The sequence below is a fragment of the Bacillus sp. THAF10 genome, from assembly GCF_009363695.1.
GTDB lineage: Bacteria > Bacillota > Bacilli > Bacillales > Bacillaceae_I > Sutcliffiella_A.
Genome location: NZ_CP045403.1, coordinates 1,136,643 through 1,148,261, shown reverse-complemented (window position 1 = coordinate 1,148,261; position 11,619 = coordinate 1,136,643). Strand labels below are relative to the sequence as shown.

Sequence of the window (11,619 nt, the reverse complement as noted above, 5' to 3'; positions counted from 1 at the left end):
ATTTTCACCCCTTTTCATGCTCAAGGAATTTTGTTACTAGCCAATTTTCCGCTTCCGCAATAATTTCTTTTTCTTCCTCCTCTGAAAACGTATCAAGAAATTTCCTCGCCTCTCCATGCTTAAACAATGGACGAACAATCTCCTGCAAACTATTTGTTTGTTCTGTTATGGCAAAAAGATCTTGATAAAATGTTTTTTCACGAAGCTCCTCTTTTGAATACGAAATCATCGTGCTTAGCTTTATCGAGTAAACAAAGATAAAATTGTCCTTTCGCTCTTCCCCTTCATTTAACAGTACAAGCAAATCATCGAGCTGATGAGGGTCCTGAAGAACATGATGAAGCTCTCCATTTCCAATGAATTCAAAGGATAATAACGCCCCCCTGTTCTCCCCTCTAACACCTTCAACCGTGTTCTTCATGCTCTCAAGAAGTTCATCGAGCGTCATATGCTCATCAATGGAGAGTTGAAAACTTTCCCAATTAATAGAGGAGGTTGGAATAAATTGAAGCTCTGTTTTTTTTCCTTCATGCATTTCAGCCAAGTACACACCTTTTAAACCTGTTTCCTTTTTATGGCGACCTTGAATATTTCCTGGATAGACAATGGGGGGGTGCTGATGAAGCACTTCCCGTTTATGTATATGTCCAAGCGCCCAGTAGTGAAAATCTTTGTCTAACAAATCCGGTAATGTAAATGGAGCATAAGGATCATGCCCATCTCTTCCTGAAAGATTTCCATGCAATAATCCAATATGAAAAGGTACATGATGATCTTGCTTTATGTAGTTTACACTCATGTTTTCTGTAAAGTGCCTTTTGTTATAACTAAAACCATATAAATTGGCAAGGTGCTCCCCATTTTTTATGAATGGCAGGCAGCCTACTGTGTCTGCAAAAATATGAACATTATCCGGATAATGAAAGCTTTGGGAGCGTTGATCAATAAAATCGTGATTTCCATGGATAACATAGACAGGAATATGCTGCTTTTGAAGTCGTAAAAACTCATTTCTCAGCTTTGCCTGTGCAAATAAACTACGCTGTTCCATGTCAAAAAGATCTCCAGCAAGCAAAACAAAGTCCACTTTTTGATCAATTGCAACATCAACCAGTCTTGTTAATGATTGAAAGGTACTCTTACGGACTTTTTGAAAAATTTCAGCGGGCAGATGCTCCAGCCCCTTAAAGGGACTATCCAAATGAAGATCTGCGGCATGAAGGAAACGAATTTTCACCATGCATGTTCCTCCTTACAATTTCTTTATTCTTCTATTTTATCATGGTGCAAATACGAATGCACGTTCGTTCAAAAGCGAAATACGCCCGTTTTGCGACGTACAAACTTTGTCTAGTTGTAGCGGCTGAACGAGCCGCTTCATTTTTCGTGGCACTGAGCCGTAGAGATAAAGAAAACACGAAGAGCGGAAGCTTTTTCGTGTTGCCTTATCGTAAGGAGGCGAGGGAAATTTACTAGTCGCAGGCGTATGTAGCTGGACGCTGATCCTAAATTTAAAAGTTAATCATAATAATAAACAAAAAAATGCACCCGATATCAACGGATACCGAGCGCATTCTTTTGTTATTTTTCTCTCGTAAGCTGCAATGCTTTCTTGATATCTTTTAATGAAGAGGACTTTCCATACATTAATACTCCACCGCGATATACTTTTGCACCAAACCATGCCAAGAGAATAATGGTTGAGATTAGGAGTCCAATGGCCACTGCGATTTCCCACATTGGTACATTTAGCATTCCAACACGCAAGAACATGATCATTGGAGCAAAAAATGGAATAAAGGATGTTACTTGAATAAAGGAGTTTTCTGGGTCTCCCAGTCCAAACATCGAAATCATGAAGCCAGCCACAATCAAGAGTGTCATTGGCAAAATGATTTGTTGAATTTCTTCAATTCTACTTACCAGTGAACCTAAAAATGCAGCAAAGGTTGCGTATAAGAAATACCCTAACAAGAAAAATACAACCGCATATACAAAGGTGGAAACAGGTAAATCTCCTACACCGAAATACTCAAAAACACCTCCTGCTTCTGCCATGCCATCTAAATTTCTGCTTAAGGAAAAATAACCGATCAGTATCCAAAAGCTTAATTGTGTTAAGCTCAGCAAGGCAATTCCTAAAATCTTCCCAAACATATGCATGATAGGAGATGCTGAGGAAATGAGGATCTCCATTACCCTTGAGGACTTTTCGACAGCTACCTCAGTTGCAATCATACTTGCATACAATATCACCGAAAAATAGATTACAAACAATAAGACATACACTAGGCCCCGTGCCTGATCGAGCTCTTCTGCCGACTTTGCAGAATCCTCCAGTGGCATCACATCAAAAGAGATTGGTGTGTAAAGCTGGGCAATCTGTTCCTGCGTTAATCCAAGCTTACTTGTAGCCATTTCATTTTTGACTTGCTGAAGCATCGATTCCACCTGCATCAGTGTTTCTGTATCAGTAATAGAGGCTGCCTTGAAGGTACCTGATGGCAACCCTTCACTGTCTGCTGTCACGATAAGAAAACCAACATACTCGCCGTTTGTTACTTTTTCTTCCGCTTCGGCCTCACTTTGAACTTTTTCTATCTGCAGAAGATTATTGGGTACCAAGGATTGCTGCTGCTCTAACCTCTGAACCATTTCCTGATCCTCCGCAAGCAAGCCAATCACTTTTTCTTCTTCTTTATCAAAAATATCAATAATAGATTGAATATTGGATAATCCCAATATTAATACCGTCGTGACAAGGGTCGATATGATAAATGATTTGGATTTCAGCTTACTCATGTACGTATGCAGTAAAATAATAAGAAATTTATTCATGATAAGAAGCACCTACCTTTTCTATGAAAATATCATTAAGAGAAGGCTCTTCTAGAATGAATTTTCGTATATAGCCTTTTCCGGTAATTTCATGTAGAAGGGTTTGTGATACATCCTCATCCTCTACTTGAAGAACAATTCCTTCAGCTGTTTGTTTTGACTTTCTCACACCTGCTACATTTGCAAGATAGCTTAAATCAAAATCAGCATGAATAATGACATTTTTCTTTCCAAAGGAACGCTTAATTTCTTTTAGAGAGCCGTGCACTACTGGACTGCCATGATGCATAATGCACAAGTGCTCACACAACTCTTCCACATGCTCCATACGATGACTAGAAAATACAATCGACGTTCCTTGCTTTTTCAAATCAAGCACAGCCTCTTTCAAAAGTTCCACATTCAATGGATCCAAACCACTAAACGGCTCATCTAAGATTAACAGCTTCGGATTGTGAATGGTCGAAGCAATAAATTGAATCTTTTGCTGATTCCCCTTTGATAGCTCCTCTACCTTCTTATTCAAATATTCTGGCACACGAAAACGTTCCAACCAATAATCAAGCTGCTTCAAAACCTCTGCTTTTTCCATTCCACGCAGCCTACCTAAATAAATCATTTGATCCTTCACCGACAGCTTCGGATAAAGACCTCTCTCCTCTGGTAAATATCCCACCAAATGACTTTCCTTATATGTAATCGGTTTACCGGCCCAGGCAATATCTCCACTTGATGCCGACAACAACCCAAGTATCATTCGAAATGTTGTTGTCTTTCCTGCGCCATTTGCCCCTAAAAACCCAAACATCTCACTCTCCGGTATTTCCAAGGTCAAGTTATCAACTGCAGTATGCTTTCCAAACCTTTTGGTTACACCATTTAATTTTAGTGCCATCATCGATCCCCTCCTATGTACTTCACATTATATACGATTAAAAAGACTTATAGTTTCATATAACTTTTACAAATAGATTTTCTTCTAGTAAAATAACCTTAATGAATTGTTATTCAGTTTTAATCGGGAGGAAAAAAGGATGGGAAAATACACACTCACAGTATTCAGCAAAAACGGGGAAACATTATTAGAGGAATCATTCGAAGCATCAACCGAAAAGGAAGCCAAACAGATTGGCGAAAAAAAACTTGAAGAATTAAACTATTTAGACACCACACACCGCTGCACTAACTCCAGCGGGAAGCTAGTGTTGTTTCACAGGTAAACACAAAAGCGGAATGCGCCCGTTTTGCGACGTATAAACTTTGTCTAGCTGCAGCGGCTAAACGAGCCGCTTCACTTTTCGTGGCACTGAGCCGTATGAGATAAAGAAAACACGAAGAGCGGAAGCTTTTTCGTGTTGCCTTATCGAAAGGAGGCGAGCGAAGTTTGCTAGTCGATGCGCGTGGAGCTGGACAAATAAAAAAACGCTTAGAAGATTCTGTAGCCTTCTAAGCGTTTTTTGTTCATTATTCTCCTGTAAACTGCGGTCTTCTTTTTTCCAAAAACGCACGTATACCTTCTTTATGATCCTTAGACTGCCTCATTCTTCTTTGTGCATTCTTTTCAAGCTCCATTACTTGCTGCAGCTGCGGTAATGCTCTTTTTGCATAAATCATTTTTGTTTCAAGCATTGCTCCAAGTGGTGATTGTAGAATGGTAGCCGCCCGTTGTGTGACTTCCTCTTCTAGATTGTCACCTACCACCGCATCAATGAGACCCAAATGATGAGCATCCTCTGCAGCAAGAGATTTCCCTTCCCAAATCAACTGCTTTGCTTTCGCTTCCCCTAGTCTTTTTTCCATAAAGTAGTGACCGCCACCGTCAGGAATCAAGCCAATTTTGATGAAATTCATCGCAAGCTTTGCGCTTTGATGTGCCACGACCACATCACTCGCAAGCGCAAGACTTAAGCCAAGTCCAGCAGCTGCACCATGTATCGCGCTCAAGGTAATCTTCGGCATCATGTAAAGCTTGGTTATGATTGACCCAATTGTATCCATTACTTCATCAAATTCCGCACCAACATTGTCCTCAAGCATCATTTTAATGTCCCCGCCAGCACTGAATGCGTTACCATTTCCTTTTAAAATAAGTACTTTACTGTCATCCTGCGCTAACTCTTCAAAAGTTCGCTCAAGCTCTTGTAACATCTCCACATTCATCGCATTTAATGCATCTGGCCTGTTTAACTCCACAATGGCAATTTGACCTCTTTTTATTAGGTTAACTGTACTCATATCTCCCGCTCCTCTCCATCTTTGATAATGCCGGAACTTGTGCCAACTAGAACTTCTTTACCAATTTGATTTTTGTAAATGGAGGTAACCGCTACCTCTTTGTAGCCAGCTTTTTGTACAACATCACTAAGGGTTGCTTCACACGTTATGGTATCTCCCGTAAAAACAGGCCTTAGGAAATCCAAATTCATGTTTCTAGCAATATAATTGAGGTCTCCCCCTATTTTGGTCCCAATACTTGCTGTTAACAATCCATGAACCATTAACCGACCCTGCTCATCCTTCTCCACATGATGCGTTCCTTGATCACCAGTTATCTCACCAAATTGCAGTACTTCCTCAACGGTGAATGTTCTGCTGTAAGTTAAAACACCACCTGCTTGAATCGCCATGCAAGATCCCCCTTTTGATGGTAGTATCCTAAGTATAATACAAATCATCGAGTTGTGAATGATTATTCACTCATATTTTTCAAAAAAAGAAACTGGACACCATTTGAGAACGGGTGTCCAGTTTTGTTAACTTTTAACTGCTTGCTGTTCTGCCCCAAAAAAAAGATCATCAAGGATACGAATCTTTTCCTTTGTATAATGCTCAAATCCATCATTATACGATTTTGGATCCTTCGGGTTGGCAAAATGCATGATTTTCCCTGTCTGCGGATGGATAAATTTGCTTGCTGCACCACACCCAAGTCCAATGATTGTTTGCTTTTCTTCCATAATCATGATGTTATAAATGCTATCCTGGCCCGGAAGTGCGTACCCTACATTCTCCAAATTCCCAAGAATGTTTTTCTGACGATACAAATAATATGGCGTATAGTTGTGGGAGGCTGTCCACTCATTTGCCATATCCATCATTTCCCCAATCTCATACCGGTCTGCCACTTTATAACGCTGTTTGTTTTGCGTCATTTCAGAAGCACGCTTAAAGGATAGCGTGTGCACCGTTAACGATTCTGGCATCAGCTTTTCTGTTTCTTCGAGCGTGTGTTGAAATTCCGTGGTTCCTTCATTTGGTAGCCCAATGATTAGATCCATATTAATATTATTCATTCCCATGTCCCGTGCCATGTGGAATTTGTCTATCGTCTCTTCCACCGTATGATGACGACCAATCGCTTTTAACGTCTCCTGCGTATACGACTGCGGGTTAATACTAATTCGGTCTATATTCCACTTTTTTAAGACTTCTAATTTCTTCGTTGTGATAGTATCCGGTCTTCCCGCCTCCACCGTTACTTCCCTTACCGTTTTCATATCAGGAAAAGCATCATACATCCGCTCATACAGCATATCCATTTCTTCAGCCGTAATACTTGTTGGAGTGCCCCCACCATAGTAAACGGTAGTGATTTTCACATTGTTTTCTTGGAGCCACTTCCCAATCGCTTCAATCTCATAATGAAGCCCTCCTAAGAAAGAATCCACCTTGCCTTGCTTGCCATTAATGGCATAGGCCGGAAAAGTGCAATAGGCACACTTTGTTGGACAAAAGGGAATGCCAATATAGATGCTAACCTCGTTTTGCAAGTGGTAAAGGTCCGGTACGACCTCAAGCTGCCTGTCCACAATTTGTTGCATAAGGTTAATTTTTTCTTCTGAAATGAGGTAATTATCTCTTAGCTCTTGATGGGCTTGTGCCATTGTTGTGCCTTGCTGGAGCTTGGAATGTAGCAGCTTTGTCGGCCGTATCCCCGTGAGAATTCCCCATTTTTGAATGATGCCCGTGTGCTGTTGAAGCAGTGTTAAATAGACATAACTAATCGCTTGTTTTTGGCGGCGGAAGTTTTCTTTTATGTTGTCTTCATTTGTTAGCTCTTTTGTGTGGGAGCTGGTGTGTCCTTCGAGTTGCCCCGTCACGTGGAAGAGCGTGTTGTCGTTTGTGACTTGCATTTGGTGGGTGAAGGTAATTTCGAGATCGGCATGAGTGTTTTGTCCGAGCGTGATCTCGGTCTCTTCGAAAAATAAGTCCCCAATGAGTGCAAGTGGGCGTTGAAATCTATCATCATCTAATCCTAAGATTGCAATTTTCAAGCGTATCACCTTTCAGCTTGCACGTTGTTGTTGTTGTTGTGGATGTGTGTGCAAGGTTTTTTTGCTGTTCTTAGTGTAACGGATGGGAGGGGGAGGTGGCAAGGGGTGGGTGTGAGTCCTTTTTACGTCCACTACGCCTGCTTGACCTATTTTCTTAAACTCAGCTCTTTTTTGCGTCGTCCACTACGCCTGCTTGACCTATTTTCTTAAACTCTGCTCCTTTTTGCGTCGTCCACTACGCCTGCTTGACCTACTTTCTTAAACTCTGCTCTTTTTTGCGTCGTCCACCACGCCTGCTCGACCTATTTTCTCAAGCACAGCTCCTTTTTGCGTCGTCCACTACGCCTGCTTGACCTATTTTCTTAAACTCAGCTCCTTTTTGCGTCGTCCACTACGCCTGCTTGACCTATTTTCTCCAGCACAGCTTCTTTTTGCGTCGTCCACTACGCCTGCTTGACCTATTTTCTCCAGCACAGCTCTTTTTTGCGTCGTCCACTACGCCTGCTTGACCTATTTTCTCAAGCACAGCTTCTTTTTGCGTCGTCCACTACGCCTGCTTGACCTATTTTCTCAAGCACAGCTCTTTTTTGCGTCGTCCACCACGCCTGCTCGACCTATTTTCTCAAGCACAGCTCCTTTTTGCGTCGTCCACTACGCCTGCTTGACCTATTTTCTCAAGCACAGCTTCTTTTTGCGTTGTCCACTTCTAATCTATTTTTAGGGATGTTACTCTACTTATTTCCTAAATTAGATTCCTCTCACAAGGATAGGTTTCAACATTCATAATAAGTGTGGTGCCTCTCCCCTTTTTTATCAAAATGTTTAATAAGTATTCTTCTAACAACCCTTGTGCTTATCCCACCGCACCATATAGATACATTGTTTGTTGTTACTCTCTTTTCCGGAAATAGCAAATTAAATTCTTTTACATTTCTAACCACCGATTCTGATAAATTTCCCTTGTAACCACACTCATAACATACTATCCTATTTCTGTTACCCTCATATATTCCCGTATTCAAATCGCCACACCCCCCACACCGAATCCCCTTCCTCAACCCAGCAAAATCATAAGAAGGCACATTTTCAAACGGGTAGTCGGTTATGTGAAGTGAAACCAGCTGACTAGCCAAGGCTTTCATGCTCGGAGATATCACAGATTTTTTCACATTCAAGTGTCCAAGAGTTCGTTTTAGCTGAGAAGGAAAAAGCAGTGGTTTATCGATAGGGGCTTGATACAAGGTGAATTCGGGATGAACGAAGGCTACAAAGGCGTGGACAGGCGTTTGATAACCTAGCTTTTGAAGCAGCTGGCGGAACAGGGTTTCACATCGCTGTAGTTGAACCAAGGGGCTGGTTATTTCCGTTTTAGTTTTGTTTTTCAAATAAAAGCGGTCATCACGATAAATGAAGTCCCCTTCAAAGTTCTTCACTTCAAAGAGATAAAGGGAATCTTGGAATAGCAGCAAGGAGTCTATTTGGAAGACTGAGTTGTGGTGTCGGAGCAGGAGGTCATTTAAAATGAGGCAATCACTATGGAGATGTTCTTCTAGTAAACAATCAAACTTGATCTCGCCTTCATATCCTTTTCTAAGATTGTCGAGATACTGTTTGTCTTTCACAGTTAAGTCCATTCTTTGATGCAACGAATTAAAAATTTCCAATTCAGGATTTATCGTTCTTTTTTTAAAAAACACTTCATCCATCACTTCCTTTCAAATTTTACATCCACGTACCTCCTCCTCCCTTCCAACATTATACAACAAAAAAACAGGCTACATGTGTAGCCTGCGAAAACAAACAAGTACCCTAAACCTTCATTTTATTCAAAAACGCAATACGTTGTTGTTTCCGGAAGTGTTCCTTGATCATGTAAGCGACGCCGTTTTCGTCGTTGGTGCGGGTGATCCAGTCGGCAGCGAGCTTTACTTCTTTAGGAGCGTTGCCCATAGCGACACCTAGACCCGCTACTTCAATAATTGGCATATCCTCCAACGTATCGCCAATGACAACCATCTCTTCGGGGTGAATTTTCAAAACATCTCCTAGCGCTAATAGACCGTCCATTTTATTGCCGCCCTCTGGAAGGATATCTACTTTCCCTTCTGCGTGAACGAGTATCTCGATGCCGTTAAAAGCTGACTTTAGGGTAGAGATTACCTTTTGTCTTTCTTCTGGTTCGTTAAAATAGACCTCGATTTTCGGCGGGGAAATGGGGTTATCAATTAACGTATCGCCTAAGGATTCCACAAATTGCATTGGGTAGATTAGCGGGTCACTTGAGCCTAAAACGGCTCTGGCCATCAGATTGTTGGCGCCGCGAAGCCTGTTTCCTATCGAGTATCGCTCATGCAGAATGCGTACGGTGCAATCGTAATTTTCCAAGACTTGAACTAGGTTGAACGTTTTGTCCTCTGAAATTCGCTTGGCTAGAAGTGGCTGCTCCAGTTTGGAGGCAATAAAGGCTCCTCCATGGGTTACCAAAAATGTATCCAGCTTTAAAGATTTGGCGACCTTTTTGGCAAAAGCAAAGTTGCGGCCTGTAACTAGTGTTACATAGACACCTTTGTTCTTCACATAGTCTATTGCTTGTTTCGTTTCCTTTGTTAGTTTTCCATTTGATTTTAGCAGTGTACCGTCAATATTGATGGCAAGCAGGCGGTATATCATGGGAAACCCCCTTATCTATGGTGTTTGTACGTATTCTTATTGATATGAGTATGAGGAGGTAAAAGAAATTAGAACGAGGCAATAAAAAATTGCAGTGGTCGCAAACTTATAAGCCTAAAAAAAAACGCACTTCCAAAAAGGAAGTGCGTTCTAGAAATTATTGTGCGTCAACGTTGCTGTACAGCTCTTCAAGAGGCTTCATGATGATTTTGTTTAGTTCGCTTACCATCATGCTCATGCGTTGCTCTGCTTCCATCAGCTTAGCAATCGCTTCGTTTTGTTGAACAAGAGCAACTGTTTGTTGTGCTTTTTCAACTTCCTCTTGTGAGATTTCTTGTCCGCTCATTTGTTTTTGTTGAAGCTCTAATTGAATGTTACGGAAGTTTTCGAACATTCTTTTTGTGGATTCTTCTGCGAATACCTCTTTATATAATGCTTGGAGATTTTTGAACTCCTCGCTTTCCTTCACTGCTGTTTCAAGATTGTATGCTACATCATACACATTGTTTGCCATTTGACTTCATTCCTTCCTTTTTTGCCCATCTTTCAGGCATGCTAGTGACCAGTATAACAAACCGTATCCAGTCATACAAACCAAAAGGTCATAGGTCTAAAGAAACAGGACGAGTACACCTTGCAAAAACCCTATTAGACCGCCAAGTAGCGCTCCCAAAAAAGTAATCAGTTTTAATTCTCTGCGCGAGACCGAGAGAACCATTTCTTCGACTTCCTTTAAAGAAAAGGACTCCACTTGATCTCTGACAACCTCCTCTAGCTTTAAACGAATTAAGAGCTCTTCCATTTTATCTAGTAAAAGCTGACTGCCGAGATCAAAAGTGGCAGGAATGACTGTTTCCTTTATCCAAGGATAGATTGGACTTATAGCTTCTTTGACAGATTTAGTTAACATGTTAGGTACATCCACCGTCTGATCTACAGCGCCATAAATAGACGTGAGAATGGTCTCTTTGCCAAAGATGTCCTCCACATCGGAAAGCTTTACGTCTTTTAGCTTATGCCACTCACGATACATCACTTGTAGGAGCACGTCTTTCGTTCCATCATGCTTCAAAAATTTAATAATTTCAGGCTGTACCTTGTCCTCAAGCGGATAGTTACCCATGAACATTTGCACAATGCTACCGAGCTTCCCTCTTGTTGCGATAAAATCATGGATCATTTTCGCTAGTTGCCTTTTTCCTTCAGGGCTTTCGAAATGTAGAATGGCTTTTTTCAATAATAATTCTACAGCAGAGGGAATCGTGACATCGACTTTGTTCAGTAAATGGGCAGGCAACACCTGCTGTATGGACTTTGTACGAACCTCCGCCATTACTGCATCGTATTTAGAATCAATGAGCTTGTGTAGGTTTTCAGTTAAAAGTTCATCCGCATGCTTCACTCCAAATTTAGCAAGTAGCTCCTGAACGCTTTCCCCCTTTTCTAAATAGGTTTCTATTTCTTCTTTTAACCATTCTTCAGATTTTGCTTGAAAAGAGCTGTTTACAAGCCTTCGTTTCATGCTTTCCGCTGTTAAAAGGTGTTCCATTACGAGCTTTCCGAGTTGATCAGCTAGCTCTGATTTTCTTTTTGGGATCAGACCTGGTGTAAAAGGCAATCTTTTTCCAAAAATATAGACGGCTTTATAGGGCCGAAAGAGCATTCTTATGGCAAGCGAGTTTGTTAAGCCTCCAATTAGAGCTCCAATCACGATCATTAACAGAATGATCCATACAACATCCATATGTCGTCAACCTCTTTCCAATCACCGAATTATTCCTTCATCAATACTATAAAAACAAGCGAACAAAGTTCAGAAAAATCATAGAAAATGAGT

Annotated in this window: 11 protein-coding genes; 1 reads left to right on the top strand and 10 read right to left on the bottom strand. The window is 41.1% G+C overall.

The genetic code is table 11. From position 1 onward, the window contains the following. Nucleotides 1-4 precede the first annotated feature (4 nt). From FIU87_RS06100 to FIU87_RS06090, 3 genes are all read right to left on the bottom strand, one after another. A complete protein-coding gene (locus tag FIU87_RS06100; RefSeq protein ID WP_152443758.1) occupies nt 5-1,240 on the bottom strand; it encodes a metallophosphoesterase family protein in 1,236 nt (411 codons plus the stop codon). A gap of 341 nt (nt 1,241-1,581) precedes the next feature. After that, nucleotides 1,582-2,838, bottom strand: a complete 1,257-nt coding sequence (locus tag FIU87_RS06095; RefSeq protein ID WP_152443757.1) for an ABC transporter permease — start codon at nt 2,836-2,838, stop codon at nt 1,582-1,584. Continuing rightward, on the bottom strand, nt 2,831-3,733 hold the full coding sequence (locus tag FIU87_RS06090; RefSeq protein WP_152446434.1) for an ABC transporter ATP-binding protein: 903 nt from the start codon (nt 3,731-3,733) through the stop codon (nt 2,831-2,833). The genes FIU87_RS06095 and FIU87_RS06090 overlap by 8 nt, the downstream gene beginning before the upstream one ends. A 139-nt stretch (nt 3,734-3,872) precedes the next feature. Between FIU87_RS06090 and FIU87_RS06085 the strand changes: the two genes are divergently transcribed. Continuing rightward, nucleotides 3,873-4,058 carry a YhzD family protein gene (locus FIU87_RS06085; protein WP_152443756.1) on the top strand — a complete coding sequence of 62 codons (186 nt, stop codon included), beginning with the start codon at nt 3,873-3,875 and terminating at the stop codon, nt 4,056-4,058. 244 nt (nt 4,059-4,302) lie between these two features. Here the strand turns inward: FIU87_RS06085 and FIU87_RS06080 are convergent, their stop codons facing one another. The 7 genes from FIU87_RS06080 to FIU87_RS06050 form a co-directional block, all read right to left on the bottom strand. Beyond that, nucleotides 4,303-5,073, bottom strand: a complete 771-nt coding sequence (locus tag FIU87_RS06080) for an enoyl-CoA hydratase (protein ID WP_152443755.1) — start codon at nt 5,071-5,073, stop codon at nt 4,303-4,305. Next, nucleotides 5,070-5,465, bottom strand: a complete 396-nt coding sequence (locus FIU87_RS06075; RefSeq protein WP_152443754.1) for a hotdog domain-containing protein — start codon at nt 5,463-5,465, stop codon at nt 5,070-5,072. The genes FIU87_RS06080 and FIU87_RS06075 overlap by 4 nt, the downstream gene beginning before the upstream one ends. 126 nt (nt 5,466-5,591) lie before the next feature. Continuing rightward, the gene (locus FIU87_RS06070) at nt 5,592-7,112 is read right to left on the bottom strand and encodes a coproporphyrinogen III oxidase (protein ID WP_152443753.1); all 1,521 of its coding nucleotides are present in this window, start codon (nt 7,110-7,112) and stop codon (nt 5,592-5,594) included. 773 nt (nt 7,113-7,885) lie between these two features. Beyond that, nucleotides 7,886-8,776 carry a nuclease-related domain-containing protein gene (locus FIU87_RS06065; protein ID WP_216647553.1) on the bottom strand — a complete coding sequence of 297 codons (891 nt, stop codon included), beginning with the start codon at nt 8,774-8,776 and terminating at the stop codon, nt 7,886-7,888. 145 nt (nt 8,777-8,921) lie between these two features. Next, complete coding sequence (locus FIU87_RS06060; protein WP_152443751.1) at nt 8,922-9,782, bottom strand: Cof-type HAD-IIB family hydrolase; 861 nt, start codon at nt 9,780-9,782, stop codon at nt 8,922-8,924. A 157-nt stretch (nt 9,783-9,939) separates the two neighbouring features. Next, nucleotides 9,940-10,296 (bottom strand): YlbF/YmcA family competence regulator, encoded by a 357-nt coding sequence (locus tag FIU87_RS06055; protein WP_152443750.1) that lies wholly within the window; start codon nt 10,294-10,296, stop codon nt 9,940-9,942. 96 nt (nt 10,297-10,392) lie between these two features. Further along, entirely contained in the window at nt 10,393-11,526 is a 1,134-nt protein-coding gene (locus tag FIU87_RS06050; RefSeq protein ID WP_152443749.1) for a DUF445 domain-containing protein, read from the bottom strand. Between the last annotated feature and the right edge of the window lie 93 nt (nt 11,527-11,619).